This window comes from Streptomyces kunmingensis (assembly GCF_039533535.1).
Lineage (GTDB): Bacteria > Actinomycetota > Actinomycetes > Streptomycetales > Streptomycetaceae > Streptomyces > Streptomyces kunmingensis.
In genome coordinates this window covers 14630-32215 of record NZ_BAAATS010000013.1, presented here as the reverse complement: position 1 = coordinate 32215, position 17586 = coordinate 14630, and the positions used below count along the sequence as shown (strand labels likewise).

The following is a 17586-nucleotide window of genomic DNA, read 5'->3' as shown; positions in this document are numbered from 1 at the left end:
TCCGCGCCGTCACGCACACTGGGCGCATGGAGAGCACTGGGCCCGGGAAGACCTGGGAGTTCGGGCGGATGGTGCGCGACCGTCGGGACCGTGTGGCACCCGAGACCGTGGGTGTGCCGGTCGGACGGCGCCGCCGGGCGACCGGTCTGCGGCGCGAGGAACTGGCCGGGCTCGCCGGAATCTCGGCCGACTATCTCACCCGGCTCGAACAAGGGCGCGCGACGGCGCCGTCGGCGCAGGTGGTCCAGGCGCTCGCCCAGGCGCTGCGGCTGTCCGACACCGACCGCGACCTCCTCCACCGGCTCGCCGGACACATCGCCCCAGGACCCGACGTCGTGCCTTCGCGCGTCCCGCCGAGCGTGCAACGACTCCTGGACCGGCTGGCGAACACCCCGGTCGTCGTGTACGACGCCTGCTGGACGCTCGTGCTCGCCAACGCCCCCTACGACGCACTCATGGGCGAGACATCGACCTGGCGCGGCATCGAGCGCAACGCCGTCTGGCGCAACCTGGTCGGGCCGGGCAACCGCAGCGTCCACACACCCCGGGAGCAGGCGGAGCACGAGGCGCGTCTCGTCGCCGACCTGCGACTGACGGCCTCCCGCTATCCCGCCGACCGGGCGCTGCGCCGGCTCGTCCAGGAACTGACGGACGTCAGCCCCCGCTTCGCCGAACTGTGGAACGCCGGTGCGCCGGCTCCGCCGGCCGACCGTTCACGGCACAAGACCATCGACCACCCCGCGGTCGGCCGCATCACCCTCGACTGCGACACACTGATCGACGCTCTGGACGACCTGCGCATCAGCATCTACACGGCTGAGCCCGGCACCCAGGATGCCGAACGCCTCGCCCTGGCCACCGTGCTGGGGACCCAGACGCTCGTCGAGTAGAGGGCCCCGGGCGTCGAACTCAAGGCGCGCGTGGGTGCCCGGTTCGGCGGACCCGATCCGGAGTGCTCAGGAGTTGAGTATCCGGGCCTTCTCGGTGGCGAACTCCTCATCGGTGAGCAGCCCTTGGGCCTTGAGGTCCGCGAGGGCGGAGAGCCGGTCGACGCGATCCGTGCCGGCCGGCGGGGGAGGAGGCGCCGGTGCCTGTGCTGCTGCTTGGTCCCTCTGCGCCTGTTGCTGGGCCTGTGCGCTCAGCTGGCGGTTCATCTCCCGGTCGCTCATGCGCCGGTTGACGCGGTTGGAGACGGCGGTGGCGGTTCCGGAGATCACCGCGGTGCGTGCGACCGTGCCGAGCAGGCCGGGACGTCCGAATCGTTGCGGCATGGGGTGCCGTTCCTTCGGTGGTGGGCGGGTGGTGGGCACATCAGTTGGAGTCGAGTGCGGCGATGGCCGCGAGCACGGCTTTCCTGGGGATGCGTTCCAGCATCATGATGTCGCCCTGGGAGTCGCGCAGCGCGGTGCTGAGGCGGGCTGCCCAGGTGTTCTCCCAGACGATGATCATGGCCGATGACTCCGGGGCCAGGTCGTCGGCGACGGCCTGGAGGTCGGCGTCGCTGAGCAGGTCGAACTGGGTGTCGGCGAGGTGATGGAAGGCCTCGGCGATCTCGGTGTCGGAGAGCTCGACGATGAGCGTGGTGCCGTCGGTACCTTTTTTGACGAAGGTCAGATCGAGGATATGCACGGTGCCGTTGTGCTGGAGTTCCTGGAGGGCGGGGACGATGGCGCCGTGGAAGTGATTGCCTGGAAAGGCGATGACGGCGACGTCCACCGGGCCGACGGTGTCGGCGTTGAGGCCATGGGGCACGGGTCCACCTTCCTCGCGCAGAAGAGCCGGACGAGTACGAGCGTAGGACGGTGCCGGGTATGTGCCCAGGGCCGTACGGGCCGGTCTTGGCCGGATGGCTGCCGCGGGGCGGTCCGGTGGTCAGCAGTCCGTGTCGCGGCGCGGGCGTACGCCCGTCAGCAGGTAGTCCGTCACGGTGCGGTTCGCGCAGGTGTTTCCGGTGCCCAGATAGACCCCGTGCCCGCCCCCGTCCACGCTGACCAGCCGTGCCCGCTCGCCCAGGACCTCGCGCATCTTGAGCGCGCCGAAGTACGGCGTCGAAGGATCGCGGCGGTTCTGGATCATCAGAATGTTGGCGGGCCCCCGGTCGGTGATCCGCGTGGGCTTCTCGGCCGGGTCCCACTTCCAGAACGAGCAAGGCGTGATGTTCGCCGGGAATCCTGCGGTGAGCGGGTGTGCCAGGCGGTCGCTCCGCACCGCTCGACGGTACGAATCCACCGCGCCCCGCCCCCGCGGCCAGCGCACGTCGTTGCAGATCACGGCGATGGTGACGGCGGCGTCCGCGTCCGGCAGCGGTCCGGCGACGTCCGGGGGGAGCGTGGGCCGCACCGACGGGTCCGTACTGCGCGCGTCGTCGATCAGCTTCGCCAGCGCGGGAAAGTTCCCGTCGCTGTAGAGAGCGGTGTGCAGGGCCTGGCGCAGCCGGTTGCCGGTGAGGGGCACACCCGGTGTGGTCGACGCTCTGGGGGAACCGTCCAGGCGGGCCGCCAGGTCGAGGAACAACTGCCGTACCCGCGCGGGGGTTTCGGCCAGTCGAGGCCCCTCCCCGTCGGTGGCGCGGTCCGGGTCGGACGCCCAGGAGGCGAAGTCGGGGAAGCGGTCGTCGACGGCCTGACTGGTGTTGCGCAGCCAGCCCTGTGCGAGGCGCTCGGGGTTCGGGTCGGCCACGCTGTCGATCACCCATCGGTCCGTGCGGTGGGGGAACTTCTGCGCGTAGCTCGCCGCGATGTAGGCCCCGTATGACGTGCCCCACGCGGACAGTTTCGTTTCACCCAGCGCACGCCGCAGCAGCTCCATGTCCCGTACCTCGTTGAGTGAGGTGAAGCTGCGCAGCGCCGGGCCGCCGTTGCGGGCGCACAGCTCGGCGGTGCGCCGCGAGCGGTCGATATTGGCATCGATCCCACCGGTGGGTGCGGGCCAGGACCGCAGGGTGGTCAAGTGCCGGTCGTCCGCGGGGAGTTCGCAGGCGGCGCGGGTGCTGCCGCCCGTTCCTCGCGGGTCGAAGGACACCAGGTCGTAGACCCCGCCCACACTCTTCTGGAGGGCCGGTCCTTTCTGTGTCAGACGCTGTACTCCGGACCCTCCCGGGCCGCCGGGCAGCACCATCAGAACGCCCCGCCGCTCCGCGGGTCGCTCACTGCGTACACGCGAGACGGCGAGGGAGAGGCGGGGCCCCGCGGGGTCGCTGTAGTCGAGAGGGACGGGAAGGGTGGCGCATTCCTGGTGCGCGGGACCGCCGAGGTCAGGTCTCGCGCAGGGCTGCCAGTCCAGAGCAGGGGCGGGGGAGCGCCCGTCCCCCGCCTGGGCCGAGGCGGCACCCGTGTTCGTCGCTGTGAACGCCGAGGCGACCGTGGCGGCGCAGAGAATCAGCAGGAGCGTCCTGGAGCGGTGAGTGGTCATGCGAGGACGCTATGGGGGGCCTCACGTGCGGGCCCATCGGGCGAGCAGGTCGATCGGGGGTGGGGGTAGCCCCCGCAGGGACGCTGCCACCGAGGTCGTGGGCGTCGCTCTTTGGCCCGCGCCCAGATCGACGGGCTCGCGGCGGCCGGCCGGCAGAGCAGCGGCAAACTGCGCGATCTGCTGCGGATGCTGCGTGACCCCGCGGACGCGGTCCCGCTCCAGCCGGTGCCCGGGCTCGGGGAGCTGGAGTCGCTCCTGGACAGCCACCGTGCCGCCGGAGGAACGGTCGAGGTACGGGCAGGGACCGCACTGGAGTCGTTGCCGGGCCCGGTGCAGTTGGCGGGGTACCGCGTCGTGCAGGAAGCACTCGTCAACGCCCGCCGCCACGCCCCCGGAGCACCGGTCCGGCTGACCCTCGAGGGCGTCGAGGGAGAGCTGCGGTGCGAGATCGTGAACGGCCGCGGGGCCCGGCGCGGCGCCGCGGGTGCGGGGGTCGGCCTCGGCCTGGTCACCAAGCCGCTCGGCATGAAGGACTCGTACCTGGACACGAACGACGACCGGGACACCGGCAAGGAGCACGTGAGCGGCTACGAGCCGGACGCGGCGCGCCTGAAGGCCCTCCTCGCCGGGACGGTGGACCTGCCCGAGGGCGTCGGCTTCGCCGGTCCCGAACGTCCTGAGGGCAACATCGACACCTCCGCCGTCGACCCGAGCTGGGCCTGGGCGGCGGGCGGCATGGTCTCCACCGCACAGCCGAAGTTCGTGCTGGTCAGGACCGCGACGCTGCGGTGTCCGCTCGCGTCGGTGTAGATCTCGCTGGAGTAGCCGGGCAGACCGCCGGTGTGGCCCCAGACGGTGCCGCACGGTGTGTCCACCCTCATCAGGCCGAGGCCGTAACCGCCGCCTTCCTCGGGGGCGTCCACCGTGGTGCGCATCTGCTTCATCTGGGCATCAAGGAGAAGGCCGCCGCAGCCGCGAACAAGGCCCTCGTAGAGAAGGCCACCTGCCAGATGCTGAACAGGCAACAGCCCGGCGAGAGCCCGACGGCGTGACCTTCGCGGCGGTCGGCGGGGGACGGGGCGCGCCCTGCATCAAGCGGCGGGGTTCTTCCCCCGAAGGACGTCCCGCGGCCGCAGACGAAGTCGACTGGCATGCCCGCCTGTGAGGATCAAGCGGGCCGCATGGGGCGGTTGTACTTCGCGCACGGTCACCTGTGGGTAGCGTCGAATCTCCGTCACGATCAGGTCCACGGTCTCACCGTCGTGGTCCGGACACCGGAACTCGGCGCCCAGCCGCGTGCTCCCCAGGCAACGCGCCACTACGGCGAGCTGGTCAGCGGCGATGACATCCAGCTGCACGATCTGGATCCTGGGCTGTGGTGTCTCGGCGAGGGGTGCGGTCACGCCGTCAGAATCTCAGGGCAGACGGCCGCCTGTCGTCTCCGTCTCCTCGCCGGAGCGAGGCCACGCGGTGTCCCGCAACAGGCGTAGGCCGTTGAGGCCGACGATGACGGTGGAGCCCTCGTGGCCGGCGACGCCCAGCGGCAGCGGCAGCGTGCCGATCAGGTCCCAGGCCACGAGCGCGGTGATGAAGATCCCGGCGATGACGAGGTTCTGCACGACCAGGCGACGGGCCCTGCGCGACAGCTCGACGACGGCGGGCACGGTGGCGAGTTCGTCGCGGACGACGACGGCGTCGGCGGTCTCCAGCGCGAGGTCGGAACCGGCCCTGCCCATTGCGATCCCGGTGTGCGCGGCGGCCAGGGCGGGGGCGTCGTTGACACCGTCGCCGACGACCAGGACCCGGCGCCCCTCGGACTCCCAGTGCCGGACGGCAGCCACCTTGTCCTGGGGGAGGAGCCCGGCGCGGACATCGGTGATACCGATCTCGGCGGCCAGACGGCGGGCGGCGCGTTCGTTGTCGCCCGTCAGGAGGACCGGAGAGCGGCCGGTGAGTTCGGTGAGGGCTGCCACCGTGGCTTTCGCGTCGGGACGGAGCCGGTCGGAGATGCCCAGCACACCGGCCGGTACGCCGTCGCACAGGACAACTACCGCGGTACGGCCCTGGTCCTGAAGCTCCCGCACCGTTCGGGCAGTCTTCGAACCGTCGCCGTCGCCGTCGCCGTCGCCGTCGCCGTCAGCATCGGCATAGGCGTCGGCACCGGCATCGGCGTCGCTGTCGGCATCGGCATCGGTATAGGAGAGGCGGGACGGTGAGCCGACCTGGACCGTGCGGCCGTCGACGACGGCGGTGACCCCCGCACCGGGCGCCGAGCTGAACCCGGCCGCCTCGGCGAGAGGGAGGCCGCGTTCGCGGGCGGCCCCGACGACGGCCCGGGCCAGGGGATGTTCGCTCTGGAGCTCGGCCGCCGCCGTCAGCGCCAGCAGCCCGTCCTCGTCCAGACCGGAACCGGCGGCGGGGCGGATGTCGGTGACGCGCGGTGTGCCCTCGGTGAGGGTGCCGGTCTTGTCCAGGGCGACCGCGTCGACCTGGCTCAGGCGCTCCATCACGACGGCGGACTTCGCGAGGACGCCGTGGCGGCCGGCGTTGGCGATGGCGGACAGCAGCGGCGGCATGGTGGAGAGGACCACCGCGCACGGCGAGGCGACGATCATGAACGTCATCGCGCGCAGCAGGGCCGGGCGGAGTTCGTCGCCCAGGGCGAGCGGGATCGCGAAGACGGCCAGCGTGGTGAGGGCCATGCCGATCGAGTACCGCTGCTCGACCTTCTCGATGAACAGCTGGGTGGGGGCCTTGGTCCCGGAGGCTTCCTCGACCATCTTCACGATCCGGGCGATCACCGAGTCCGACGGGCTCCGCCCGACACGTACGCGCAGGGCGCCGGTGCCGTTGACGGTACCGGCGAACACCTCGTCACCCGCGTGCTTGGCGACGGGCAGCGGCTCACCGGTGATGGTGGCCTGGTCGATGTCGGACGCCCCGTCGATGACCTCGCCGTCGGCGCCGACCCGCTCGCCGGGCCGCACCAGGATGATGTCGCCGATGGCGAGGGCGTCGGCAGGAACGTTCTCTTCGCCGCCGTCGGCCAGGAGCCGGTTCGCGGTGGCCGGCGCGAGATCCAGCAGACCGCGCACCGAGTCGGCGGTCCGGGCGGTCGCGACCGCCTCCAGCGCGCCGGAGGTGGCGAAGATGACGATCAGCAGTGCCCCGTCGAGTACCTGCCCGATGGCCGCCGCGCCGAGAGCGGCGACGACCATCAGCAGATCCACGTCCAAGGTCTTGTCCCTGAGAGCTTTCAGACCCTCCCATCCCGGTTCCCAACCGCCCGTGACGTAGGTGGCGGCGTACAGCGGTGCCCACAGCCAGGCCGGGGCCCCGAGGAGATCCAGCGGGAGGGCGGCCAGGAACAGGACGAGCGCGGCCAGTGCCCACCGGGCCTCGGGCAGCGCCAGCACCCGCGTGCGGCGGCGCGGGGGCGCGGTCGGCGGCCCGGCAGTGGTGGGCGCGGGCCGCTGATCGAGGACAGAAGGCATGACAAAACAACCCTTCACGGGCGGACCGGGGGGAACGCCCTCACCATACAGGAACATCTGAATAGGTCTTCAGGTGTCACGCGTATGATGTCCGCATGGGTCACGGAACCGGTACCGCCAGCAACGCCACCACGCGCGAGCGCCTCGACGCTGTCGGCACCGCCGATGTCGCGGCCACCCTCCAGGCCCTCGCCACGCCCTCGCGCCTGCACATCCTGGCGCGGCTCCAGGAGGGCCCCTGCTCGGTGGGCGACCTGGCCGAGGCGGTGGGCATGGAAGCCTCGGCCTGCTCCCACCAACTGCGCCTGCTGCGCAACCTCGGACTGGTCACCGGCGAGCGTCACGGGCGCTCGATCATCTACGCCCTCTACGACAACCACGTCGCCGAGCTCCTCGACCAGGCGCTCTACCACGTGGAGCACCTGCGCATGGGTGTCCGGGACGCCCCGGCCGCCCTGCCCGAACCCTCCGTCGCCGAAGGCTAGTTCCGGTACCGGAACACAATGCGGCCGCGCGTCAGGTCGTACGGCGGGAGCTCCACCAGGACCCGGTCCGCCAACATGATCTTGATGTAGTTCTTGCGGATCTTCCCGCTGATGTGGGCGAGCACCTGATGGCCGTTCTCGAGCTCCACGGTGAACATGGCGCTGCGCAGGCACTCGACGATCTTGCCCTCGACCTCGATGACGTTCTTGTTCTTCGTCATCGCCGCACCAGCTCCAGGTTGCTGCTCATCGGCCGGCCGCCGACGCCTTCGAACAGCGCCGTCGCCGCTCGGTTGGCCTCGTGGACCTCGGCCCAGGCCGCGACGGCCCCGGAGCGGTGCAGCGTCCCCAGCGCGTGGGCCAGCAGCGCCCGCGCGATGCCACGGCGCCGATCACCGGCCCGGACCGCGACCAGCCCGACGCGGGGCCGGTTCGTCGTCACGACCCGGATCAGACCCAGGTAGCCGTCCGGCGCCGCGGCCACCGCGTACTTCGACGGGTCGACGATGGTGTCACCCGCGGGGCGGGGCATCACCTCCGCGGGCATCGACTGCCACCCGACGGTCGCCTCGACCTCGTCCCGGATCGTGCGGTCCACCGCCCGCAGCAGACTCTCGTCCGCCTGACCGGCGGGCACGATCGTCACGCCCGGCGGCGGCAGAACCGCTTCGAGCCCCGTGACCCCCGGGTCGGTCGGTACGACGTACTCCCATTCGCGGCGCCGGACCGTGAAACCGGCCCGCAGCCAGCCCGCCGTCAGTTCGACGTCCGCCGCGTCGACCACCGTGTGGAGCGGCGCCGGCAGCTCTGCCAGCATCGCGTCGGCGAGCCGGTCGAAGGCGGTCGCGTGCCAGGCGTCGACGCTGACGAACAAGCGTCCTCGGGGCGGTGCAGCGCATGTCCGCGGCCTACCACCAAGTCGTCATCCAGGGCGTGCCATTGCCGGTCGGCGACGCGCGTGACCAGCACCGCGTTCTCGCCCAGGCCGGATGTGAAGAGTTCTGTGTTCATCGGAGTCTCCTTCGGAGTGCCTCGATCTCGGGCGCTCCTGGCGACGCCGGACGTCAGCCGCCGGACCGTGGCGGATCGAGGGAGCACCCATGGGTGACTGTGTTCACGGGGCTCACCTCCCTACGACGACTTCACGGTCCGCCATGAAAGTAGCAGCGAAGCACCGCCTCGCTCCATGCATTTTCTCGGCCCCCGGCGGGCGTCCGCCACGGCCCCCGGGTGGGCATCCACCGGTCCGCGGGCGGGCATCCGCTGTGCAGCCCAACCTGATCCCCCGGACGTGGGCGAGCAAACGTTTCCCTGCTTCCGGCCCCTCCCCTCTCGGGTGATGATCGGCGCCGTCGCCGGGGTCGGAAGAGGCGCCGTGCCGATCTTGGAGGTGTCTTTTCGTGGTCCTCGTCATCGTCGTCGCCGTCGTGGCCCTGCTCGCGGGCCTTGCCGCCAACCGTTACCTGAGGCCGCGGCTGCTCAGCGAGGACGACGACACCGGCATGGCGGTGAAGGACCTCGTCGGACCGCTGCTGACACTGACCGTCCTGCTTCTCGCGTTCGTCCTGGTCACCGCCAACGGCTCCTACGGCAAGGCCGAGACAGCCTCCCGCGGCGAAGCCCGGGCGCTGGACCAGCTCGTGGAGACCGCCGAGTACGCGCCGAACGCACAGCGGGCCAAGGTCCAGGCCGCAGCGGTCTGCTACGCCCGCGCCCTGCGCACGCAGGAGTGGCCGGCCATGGCCGACGGCAACGGATCAACGGCCCCCAGCGTGTGGTCGACGGACCTGCGCCAGACGTTCCGCACCCTTCAGGGCGAGCCGGTCTTCGGCATGCTGGTCGCCGCCGACAACAAGCGCTCCGACGAGCGCGAGGAACGCTTGACGCAGGCCACCGCCAGCATCGCCAGCGTCATTCTGTGGTTCCTGTTGGCCACCTTGACCATCACCGTGATCGGCCTCGGCATCTGTCTGCCCCGCAGGAACAATCGCGGCCAGATCGTCACGCTGGTGGTGATCACCGCGTTGCTGACCACGACCTTGTGCATCATCCGGGACGTCGACCGGCCCTTCGGCGGCATCGTCAACGTGCAGCCGACGGCGGTCGCCGAAGTGGAACGCCAGGCCACCCGCGACTTCGTCGCCCACCACAAGATCACCGAATTGCCCTGCGACGACCAGGGCGACCGCCGCGACGTGTGAGCCCCGCCGGCTTTCTCAGGCAGGCTTGCGCGCTGTCCGCTGCCGGGCGTCGAGGTCGCGTGTGCTGAGCAGGCCCTCGACACCGCGCAGGAACGTCTCGGAGATCAGCACCGGGTCGAAGAGGCAGCCGGCGGCCATGGCACCGTCCCGGAGCATGATGAAGTGCCGGCCTGCCGCGTCGGTGGACCCGGGCGCGCTGCCGGCCTGGGTAAGCAACTGCGTGGCGGTTTCCTGGAACCACTGCCGGTGGGCCAGGACGGTCCGGTGGACCGGGTGCGCCGGGTCGGGATATTCGGCCACCGCGTTCAGGAACGCGCAGCCGCGGAACCCGGGCTGCTGGATGCTCCCGGCGATGGACCGGCTGATGGCCCTGACGGTGTCGGCCGCCGAGAGGGCTTCCGCCCGAGCGGCGGCAACCTGTCCCCGGATGCCGTGATCGGCCTGCTGGAGGTAGGCGAGTATCAACTCCTCCTTCCCCTTGAAGTGCCGATACAGCGTGGCGCGCGTGACCTGGGCCTCCGCGATGATCCGGTCCACGCCGACGGAGTGGATGCCCTCCGCGTAGAAGATCCGCGTTGCTGTGTCGAGCAGGCGGGACCGCGCCTCTGACGTGTTCCCGCCCTGTGCAGTCGCGCTCATGTGGTCAGCGTACCAGTCGATGAGGGAGAACGTTCGGTCTTGACGGAGAGGGTGGGGGCGGCTTAGATGAGGAGCGAGCGAGACCGAACGTTCTCCCTACGGGGAGTCGAGGGCCCGAGCGGTCGACGGGCCGCCCTCGTTCGCGACATCCGCTTGCGACATCCACCTCCACCTCCGCATCCACCTGCGCTTCCGCTTGCGCCGAAAGGGACGTCCCATGCACACCGACACCGCAGTCGTCGCCCCCGCCCCCACCACCAGTGCTTCCACCGCGAGTGCTCCCACGACGCTGCGCCGGCTGTACTTCCTGCGCTTCGCGTTCGCCGTCGTATGGGCCGGCCTGCTGTTCGCCTCCGCCCACACTCTGAGCACCCTCGCCGCAACGCTGCTGGTGATCTACCCCTTGTTCGACGTGGCGTGCGCCGTCGTGGACATCAGGTCCGCCAGGGCGAACCGCGGACCGGTGCGCGGTCTCTACGCGAATGTCGCGCTCAGCACCCTCACCGCCGCCGGTCTGATCGCCGCCGCCACCTCCGGTATCCCGGCCGTCCTGCGCGTCTGGGGCGCCTGGGCGATCACCGCGGGTCTCGTCCAGCTGATCGTCGGCGTCCTTCGGCGTGGCATGGGAGGGCAGTGGCCGATGATCGCCAGCGGTGCCATCTCCACTCTGGCCGGCGCTTCCTTCATCGCCCAAGCAGGCAAGGCCGACGCCTCGTTGAGCACCCTCGCCGGGTACGCCTTCCTCGGCGGGGTCTTCTTCCTCGTCTCCGCCCTGCGTCTGGGACGGACCGACAAGTCCGCGTGAGTAAGCCGTAGAAGACGCATCCCGCACATTTGCCTTCAAGCGCTTGAAGTATGTTCTGCTCCCCGCATGACAGCTTTCACCATTCAGGACGTCGCCCGGCGCAGCGGGCTGACCGAACCGACCTTGCGCTACTACGAGGACGTCGGGCTGATCGGGCCGGTCGACCGTGACGAGAGCAGCGGCCACCGGCGCTATCACGAGCGCGACCTCGACGAGCTCCAGGCGCTTGCCTGCCTGCGCGCGGTCGGCATGAGTATCGAGGACATGCGCACCTATCAGAGCAACCGGACCCGAGGACCGGCCGCCGCGGCCGAGCAGCGTGATCTGCTGCTGCGCCACGCCGACCGCGTCGAGGCGGAGATCGCCGCGCAGCACGCCCGGCTCGCCTATCTGCGGGAGAAGGCCGCCCTGTGGGACGCCCGCGAAAAGGGCGACGCCGAGGCGGAGGCCGAAGCGACACGGCGTTCCCTCGATGCGGCGCGGCGACTGGAGGTGGCGCGATGAGCCCGGTCCTGGTCACCGGCGGATCCGGGTACCTCGGAGTCAGTTGGTCGCCGCGCTGCTGCGGTCCGGGAAGGAGGTCCGGACGACGGTGCGCTCGCTCGATCGCGCGCCGCAGCTGCGGGCGGCGGTGCGCAGGGGCGGCGCCGACGACGCGGGCCTGGAGATCGTCGCCGCGCATCTGACGGGCGACGACGGGTGGGCCGCCGCGCTGGCCGGCTGCGAAGAGGTCCACCATGTGGCCTCGCCGATCCCGGCAGCCCAGCCCGACGACCCCGACGAGCTGATCGTGCCCGCCCGCGAGGGCACGCTGCGGGTGCTGCGCGCGGCACGCGACGCGGGGGCCCGGCGCACCGTACTCACCTCGTCGTTCGCGGCGGTCGGCTACACGCCCAAGCCCGGTGCCGAGTTCACGGAAGCCGACTGGACCGACCCCGACACGCCCGGCCTCGCTCCTTACATCCGTTCGAAGGCGATCGCCGAGCGTGCCGCGTGGGACTGGTCGCAGCGCGAGGGTGGTGACACCGAGCTCGTCGTGGTCAACCCGACGGGCATCTTCGGCCCCACCCTGACGACCACGCTCGGCTCCTCCATGCAGTTGGTCAAGGCGCTGCTCGACGGGTCGATGAGCGTCGCTCCCCGCGCCCGTTTCGGCGTCGTCGACGTACGTGATGCGGCGGACCTGCATCTGCGGGCGATGGCCGCTCCCGAGGCGGCCGGCCGGCGCTTCCTGGCCGTCGCCGACGGCCCGGCGCTGAGCTTCGTCGAGCTGGCCGGCATCCTGCGCGACCGGCTCGGCCCACTCGCCGCGCGGGCCCCCGAACAGGAGGCTCCCGGCGAGGATCTTCCTCACCCGGTCATCCACAACGACCGGGCTCGGGAGGAGCTCGGCTGGCAGCCGCGTCCCGCCGCGACGACGATCGTCGAGTCGGCCGAGTGCCTGCGGGATCTGGGGTTCCTGGACGCGGGGCGCTGACATCCGCCGGAGGTCGAGTGCCGTTCGTGTCCCTGCTCTCCCAGCGCTACGAGCGACCTCCGGCTGCCTCTTCGTAACGGCGGCCCGGGCTCCCGTCACGCGAAAAAACTGTTACCGAACGGGCGCGCGCCCGTCTCCTGTACACACGGCCGGACCTTGCGGCCCCCCGTTACAGGAGCACGCACCTCCATGGCAGACCACAACCGCCATCGCATCCACCGCCGCGGTGCCCTCGGCATCGCGGGATCACTGGCCGCCGCGGGCGCCGTCGGCGGCACCGTCCTCACCGTCACCGGAAGAGACGCGGCCGACGCCGCCCCGGCCGCCGCCTTCGCGCACCCCGGCACGCTGCACAACGGCGGCGACCTCAACCGCGCCAGGGTCCGGGTGGCAACGCCGACGGGTTCCTCGCCGCGGGACTCTACGGCCGGCAGTTCGCCAACGCGGCCGAACTCGTCCGCGACCATCCAGGCGCCCCGTGACGACGGCCGCCCGGAGACGGTGAACCCGGGCGACCGGCCGCGTCACATATGGGCCGCTACGACAGCGTCGTCCAGCCGGACGCCGAAGCCCGGCCCCTCCGGCACCACCAGCTCGCCGGACTCGAACCGCTCCTGGGGCGCCAGCAGTTCGTGCCGCCACGGCACCTCGCCCCAGGCGTACTCCAGCCTGGCGAGATGGGGCAGTCCCGCGCACAGATGCGCGCTGATCGCGGTGGATACGGGACCGCTCGGATTGTGCGGGGACACCTGCACCCCGTAGTGACGGGCGAGGCCGGCGATCTGGCGGGCCTCCAGCAGCCCACCGCAGTGTTTGACGTCCGGCATGATGATGTCGAGGGCGTGCTCGCGGACCACGGGGACGAAACTGTCCCGGCCGAAGAGTGCTTCTCCGCCGGCGAGCTTCTGACTGATGGAGGACCGTATCCGGCGGGTGTCCGCGACGTTCTGCGGCGGTACGGGCTCCTCGTAGAACTCCAGGTCCAGCGGCGCGAAGCGGCCGGCGACCTCGACGGCGAGCGGGACGTCGAAGCGGGTGTGGGCGTCGATCATCAGCGCGATGTCCGGGCCGATGGCCGCCCGGATCGCCTCGGCCCGCGCGATGCCCGACTCCTTGGCCGCGGCTAGGTCCTCGGCCGGTGCCGTGAGCGCCGGGAAATCGTCGAAGACGGCAGCCTTGATCGCACCGAAGCCGTCGGCCACGGCGGCCCGCGCGTTGGCTGCGAATCCGGCCGGGGTCCGGTCGACGGTGGCGCGGTTGATGTTGGCGTAGACCGGCAGCCGGGTCCGCAGCTTGCTGCCACCCGTGCCGGTGCCGGTGCCGGTGCTGATGCCCGTGCTCGCGAGGAGTTCGGCGACGGGGGCGTCCAGGGCCTTGCCGACGATGTCCCACTGCGCCTGTTCGAGCGCGGCGAACGCCGTGGCCTGCACCTTGCCGCGTGTGGCGCGGGAGCGGGCGGAGCGGCGATAGGCAGCGATCTCGAACGGCGAACGGCCGCGTACATGAGCGAAGAAGGCGTCCAGCTCCCGCTCCATCTCCTCGTCCGTGCCTCCGCCGTGGGAGGCCTCGCCCAGTCCATGCACTCCGCGGTCGGTCAGCAGCCGGACGAAGATCCAGTTACCACGGTGGTTGACCCGGACGACGAACACTTCCATGCCCGTGACCCGCAGCCGCCGCCCCGCCTTCGGGACGGCGAAGGAAGGGACGGAGGACGTGGTGGAGGAGGCGGAGTCGGCGGCGGCCGGGGTCACGGTGGTGAGCAGCGGTGCCACAGCCAGTGCGGCCATCCCGGTCAGTGCTGTGCGTCGGCTGCGGCTCTCGCTGTGGTGCGCCATGGGGTGAGGCCTCTCGGTGGGGGTCTCCGGCGATGCGATCACACAGCCCCTCCACAGGTCGATGATCGAAAGGATCTCGCAACATGATTGCCACAGCGGCGTGGAGCGGGACGCCCGATCCTGCGGAACTCACCGGAGCTCCGGCCGCGGCGAGTCACTCCGACCGACCGCGCTGTGTGGTGGCGGCAGCGCGTTGGGCGTCCGCGTGTTCCAGTGCGCGATCGACCTGCTGGGCGAGGGCGGGGTGCGCGGTGAGGTGGGTCTGCAGATCGGCGAGGGGGACGAGGAGTTGGGCCGCGTCGCTGTGGTCGAGTGCCTGGCGGATCCGGTCGAGCGGGGGCTGGGCGGTGCTGGGGAGGTCGGCGAGGGCGGCCAGTTGCCCGGCGAGTTGGCGCAGTTCGCCGGCGTGGGCGCGGGCCCAGGAGGTCACGTGGCGTTCGGCGGCACGTTCGTCGCGGACGGCCTGTGCGCGCTGGTCGCCGGTGGAGCCGGGGGCGCCGGGGCGCAGGCGTAGGTAACGGCGTTCGGCGGCCTGGCGGCTGTTGACGCCCATGGGTTGCGCCAGGCTGGCCCAGCTGGCCCCCGCGCCCCGGGCCGTTTCGATCAGGGAGGCCTCCCAGCCGGCGATCTGTCCGCGCAGTTCACGCAGCAGGATCAAGGCGTCGAGCGCGGCGTCGACGCCGGGCGCTGGAACGGCGGGCAGCCCGTCGTGCGCGGCCTGGGCGGAGCGGGTCATGTCCTGCAGGGCCGCATAGGCGGCGTGGAAGGAATCGGGGGCCTGGGAGTCGGGATGCGGGGGTTGGGACACGGCTCCTCCTGCTGTCATCGCTGCGCTGACTCGGTCGCTTGTCATCGTTACGATGACATGGTACAACGATGGCAGGTGCAGCGCATGAGGCATGAAATGCCCTGAGACCTTGGAGGTGTAGCAACAATGCTGATGCGTACCGACCCCTTCCGTGAGATCGACCGTCTCGCTCAGCAGCTGTTCACCGGAGGCGCCGGCACGTGGTCGAAGCCCACGCAGATGCCGATGGACGCCTACCGCGACGGTGACGCCTACGTCATCGCCCTGGATCTGCCCGGGGTCGACCCGGACGCCATCGACGTCGACGTCGAACGCAACATGCTGACCGTGAAGGCGGAGCGGCGCCCCACCTCGACGGGCGAGGGTGTCCAGCTGGAACTGGCCGAGCGGCCCATGGGCGTCTTCTCCCGCCAGCTGGTCCTGGCGGACTCGCTCGACACCGAGCGCATCGACGCCAGCTACGAGGCGGGCGTGCTGGTTCTGCGCATCCCGATCGCCGAACGCGCCAAGCCGCGCAAGATCAACATCAGCCGTGCGGCCTCCGGCGAACCCAGGCAGCTCTCTTCCTGACCCACCCACCCGCTGACCGCGAGGGGGCCGTCACGCGTCAACAGGCGCGCGAGCGGCCCCCCCCCGTGCCAGCCGAGCGAAGCGCGAAAGGCCACCGCTTCCATGCACACCGTGACCCCGGCCCCGACCCGCTCCGACGCCGCGCTGCTGGAGCAGATCCGCTACCAAGGCGCCTACGCCACCGTCGAGCAGGCAGAGCGCGTCACCGCCGCCGTGTTGGACGCACTCGGACAGCAAATCGTCGGCGACGAACGTGTCGAGCTCGCACGCCAGTTGCCGCCGCAGGCCGCCCGGCACTTCAGTCAGGCCCTGCCCGGCCAACGCCCGCTGACGGCGCACGCCTTCGTCAAGGCTCTCGCCGAAGCCACCCACGCGCCCTACACCATCACGCGCTGGCACGTGGGATCCGTCCTGGGCGCCCTCGCCCGCACGGTGGACAAAGAACTGCTGCACCGCGTCCTTGCCCAACTGCCCAGCGGGTACGCCCTGTTGTTCGGGCAGGCGGACCTCACGGTGGGTGCCCGCCGACTGCCTGTCGACCAGGTGGTGCGAGCGGCCTGAGCGGTGCGCGGGCCGCGTCGGCCGCCGCATCGCCATCGTCCGTCGGGGTGGCGCGGCGGGCCGCGCCGCCCGCTCTCCTCGCGCACCTTCAGGCTCGCGAACATCCAGGTCTTGCGTCCTCGGCCGAGCCGCGGGCCGCGGCCGACGCGGCCGCGGAGTGGTGCCCATCGGAATTACTTGGCTAGCCACGTAAATCCTGCTACGTTTTACGTGTCTAGCCACCTATTAACGATGGCGACGCGCACCGCTTGATCCACGCACCGCACCGAACTGACGTAGGAGCAGAGATGAAGGCCATCGTTTTCGACCGTTTCGGCGGCATTGAGGTCCTGCACGAGGCAGAGATCGACGTCCCGCAGCCCGGGCCCGGCCAGGTTCGCGTCCGCATCAAGGCGGTCGGCGTCAACCCGGTGGACGGGAAGATCCGTTCCGGGACCATGGAGGCGATCTTCCCCACCTCGCTGCCCGCCATCCCGGGAGGGGAGATCGCCGGAGTGGTCGACGCCGTGGGTGAGGGTGTCGATGAACTGAAGGTGGGCGACGAGGTGCTGGGCTGGTCCGAGACCGGTTCCTACGCCCAGTACGCCCTGGCCGACGCAAGCGTCCTGGCCCCCAAGCCCGCCGCGCTTCCCTGGACCTCGGCGGCGACGCTGCCGGTGGCCGGTGATGGCGCCGAACGGGTCCTGGACCTGCTGGAGGTCAAGGCGGGGGAGACCCTGCTGATCCACGGCGCGTCCGGGGCGCTCGGCACCATCGCCGTCCAGTTGGCCGTCGCCCGCGGCGCACGTGTGATCGGGACCGCCGGCGCGGCCAACCAGGAGTACGTCGGTTCGCTCGGCGCCACCGCGCTGGTCTACGGCGAAAACCTGGTCGAGCGGGTCCGCGCGCTCGCCCCGGAGGGTGTGGACGCCGTGTTCGACGCGGCGGGCAAGGGGGCTCTGGAGGACTCCATCACCCTGCGCGGCGGCACCGACCGCATCGTCACCACGGCCGACTTCCGCGCCGCGCAGCTGGGCATCGTCTTCGCCGAAGGCCCCCAGCGACGGTCGGCGGCCCGGCTGGCAGAGCTGGCCCAGAAGGCCGCAGCCGGCGAGCTGGTGACCACGGTCGGCGCGGCCTACCCGCTCACTGAGGCCGCCGAGGCCCAGCGGGTCAGCGACGCCGGCCACGGCCGTGGCAAGCTCGTCCTCACTGTGGACTGAACCCCGACCCACGGCGCTAATGGATCCGGCCGCTTCCCACGGCAACGACGACGGCGGGGGCGCCGGCGCCGGCGCCGGCGCCGGCGCCGGCGCCGGGG

At 71.3% G+C, this 17586-nt stretch carries 19 protein-coding genes and 2 pseudogenes; 9 read left to right on the top strand and 12 right to left on the bottom strand.

What is annotated here, in order from left to right:
* The first annotated feature begins 26 nt into the window (after positions 1–26).
* Entirely contained in the window at positions 27–890 is an 864-nt protein-coding gene (locus ABD366_RS16805) for a helix-turn-helix transcriptional regulator (protein WP_324766124.1), read from the top strand.
* Between the two features lie 66 nt (positions 891–956).
* Here ABD366_RS16805 and ABD366_RS16800 read toward each other — a convergent pair whose 3' ends face one another.
* The 7 genes and pseudogenes from ABD366_RS16800 to ABD366_RS16770 all read right to left on the bottom strand — a co-directional run bounded on the left by ABD366_RS16800 (position 957) and on the right by ABD366_RS16770 (position 6905).
* Entirely contained in the window at positions 957–1271 is a 315-nt protein-coding gene (locus ABD366_RS16800; RefSeq protein WP_324766123.1) for an SHOCT domain-containing protein, read from the bottom strand.
* 40 nt (positions 1272–1311) lie between these two features.
* Complete coding sequence (locus ABD366_RS16795) at positions 1312–1752, bottom strand: DUF6325 family protein (protein WP_324766122.1); 441 nt, start codon at positions 1750–1752, stop codon at positions 1312–1314.
* A gap of 120 nt (positions 1753–1872) precedes the next feature.
* Entirely contained in the window at positions 1873–3411 is a 1539-nt protein-coding gene (locus ABD366_RS16790; protein WP_324766121.1) for an alpha/beta hydrolase, read from the bottom strand.
* A 21-nt stretch (positions 3412–3432) separates the two neighbouring features.
* Positions 3433–3990 (bottom strand): hypothetical protein, encoded by a 558-nt coding sequence (locus tag ABD366_RS43475; protein ID WP_411293608.1) that lies wholly within the window; start codon positions 3988–3990, stop codon positions 3433–3435.
* Between the two features lie 8 nt (positions 3991–3998).
* A pseudogene (locus ABD366_RS43470) lies at positions 3999–4379 on the bottom strand (serine hydrolase); the annotation flags it as partial.
* Between the two features lie 123 nt (positions 4380–4502).
* A complete protein-coding gene (locus ABD366_RS16775; protein ID WP_324766120.1) occupies positions 4503–4814 on the bottom strand; it encodes a hypothetical protein in 312 nt (103 codons plus the stop codon).
* A 12-nt stretch (positions 4815–4826) separates the two neighbouring features.
* Positions 4827–6905 (bottom strand): heavy metal translocating P-type ATPase, encoded by a 2079-nt coding sequence (locus ABD366_RS16770; RefSeq protein ID WP_344441986.1) that lies wholly within the window; start codon positions 6903–6905, stop codon positions 4827–4829.
* Between the two features lie 95 nt (positions 6906–7000).
* On the opposite strand from ABD366_RS16770, the gene ABD366_RS16765 reads away from it, so the two are divergent.
* Positions 7001–7390, top strand: coding sequence for an ArsR/SmtB family transcription factor (locus ABD366_RS16765; RefSeq protein ID WP_324766920.1), 390 nt, complete (start codon positions 7001–7003; stop codon positions 7388–7390).
* Here the strand turns inward: ABD366_RS16765 and infA are convergent.
* Positions 7387–7611, bottom strand: coding sequence for a translation initiation factor IF-1 (infA, locus tag ABD366_RS16760; RefSeq protein WP_324766921.1), 225 nt, complete (start codon positions 7609–7611; stop codon positions 7387–7389). The genes ABD366_RS16765 and infA overlap by 4 nt on opposite strands.
* Positions 7608–8401: pseudogene (locus ABD366_RS16755) on the bottom strand (GNAT family N-acetyltransferase). Before ABD366_RS16755 ends, infA begins: the two are co-directional and overlap by 4 nt.
* 389 nt (positions 8402–8790) lie before the next feature.
* Between ABD366_RS16755 and ABD366_RS16750 the strand changes: the two are divergent.
* Positions 8791–9591, top strand: a complete 801-nt coding sequence (locus tag ABD366_RS16750; RefSeq protein WP_324766922.1) for a bestrophin-like domain — start codon at positions 8791–8793, stop codon at positions 9589–9591.
* 15 nt (positions 9592–9606) lie between these two features.
* On the opposite strand, the gene ABD366_RS16745 is transcribed toward ABD366_RS16750, so the two are convergent.
* Positions 9607–10230, bottom strand: coding sequence for a TetR/AcrR family transcriptional regulator (locus tag ABD366_RS16745; protein WP_324766924.1), 624 nt, complete (start codon positions 10228–10230; stop codon positions 9607–9609).
* A gap of 217 nt (positions 10231–10447) precedes the next feature.
* Here ABD366_RS16745 and ABD366_RS16740 point away from each other — a divergent pair, with 217 nt between their 5' ends.
* From ABD366_RS16740 to ABD366_RS16730, 3 genes are all read left to right on the top strand, one after another.
* Positions 10448–11035 carry a hypothetical protein gene (locus ABD366_RS16740; protein WP_324766925.1) on the top strand — a complete coding sequence of 196 codons (588 nt, stop codon included), beginning with the start codon at positions 10448–10450 and terminating at the stop codon, positions 11033–11035.
* A 66-nt stretch (positions 11036–11101) separates the two neighbouring features.
* On the top strand, positions 11102–11539 hold the full coding sequence (locus ABD366_RS16735; RefSeq protein WP_324766926.1) for a MerR family transcriptional regulator: 438 nt from the start codon (positions 11102–11104) through the stop codon (positions 11537–11539).
* 88 nt (positions 11540–11627) lie between these two features.
* A complete protein-coding gene (locus ABD366_RS16730; protein WP_324766927.1) occupies positions 11628–12512 on the top strand; it encodes an NAD-dependent epimerase/dehydratase family protein in 885 nt (294 codons plus the stop codon).
* 524 nt (positions 12513–13036) lie between these two features.
* Here ABD366_RS16730 and ABD366_RS16725 read toward each other — a convergent pair.
* Both ABD366_RS16725 and ABD366_RS16720 read right to left on the bottom strand, forming a co-directional pair.
* Positions 13037–14347 carry a mandelate racemase/muconate lactonizing enzyme family protein gene (locus ABD366_RS16725; RefSeq protein ID WP_324766928.1) on the bottom strand — a complete coding sequence of 437 codons (1311 nt, stop codon included), beginning with the start codon at positions 14345–14347 and terminating at the stop codon, positions 13037–13039.
* A 154-nt stretch (positions 14348–14501) separates the two neighbouring features.
* Positions 14502–15173 (bottom strand): type III effector protein, encoded by a 672-nt coding sequence (locus tag ABD366_RS16720; RefSeq protein ID WP_411293642.1) that lies wholly within the window; start codon positions 15171–15173, stop codon positions 14502–14504.
* A 108-nt stretch (positions 15174–15281) separates the two neighbouring features.
* Between ABD366_RS16720 and ABD366_RS16715 the strand changes: the two genes are divergently transcribed.
* The 3 genes from ABD366_RS16715 to ABD366_RS16705 all read left to right on the top strand — a co-directional run bounded on the left by ABD366_RS16715 (position 15282) and on the right by ABD366_RS16705 (position 17488).
* On the top strand, positions 15282–15725 hold the full coding sequence (locus tag ABD366_RS16715) for an Hsp20/alpha crystallin family protein (protein WP_324766930.1): 444 nt from the start codon (positions 15282–15284) through the stop codon (positions 15723–15725).
* Between the two features lie 102 nt (positions 15726–15827).
* Positions 15828–16286: a DUF2267 domain-containing protein gene (locus tag ABD366_RS16710; protein ID WP_324766932.1), complete on the top strand. Its 459-nt coding sequence runs from the start codon at positions 15828–15830 to the stop codon at positions 16284–16286.
* Positions 16287–16573: 287 nt separating this feature from the next.
* Positions 16574–17488 carry an NADP-dependent oxidoreductase gene (locus tag ABD366_RS16705; protein ID WP_324766933.1) on the top strand — a complete coding sequence of 305 codons (915 nt, stop codon included), beginning with the start codon at positions 16574–16576 and terminating at the stop codon, positions 17486–17488.
* The last annotated feature ends 98 nt before the right edge of the window (positions 17489–17586 follow it).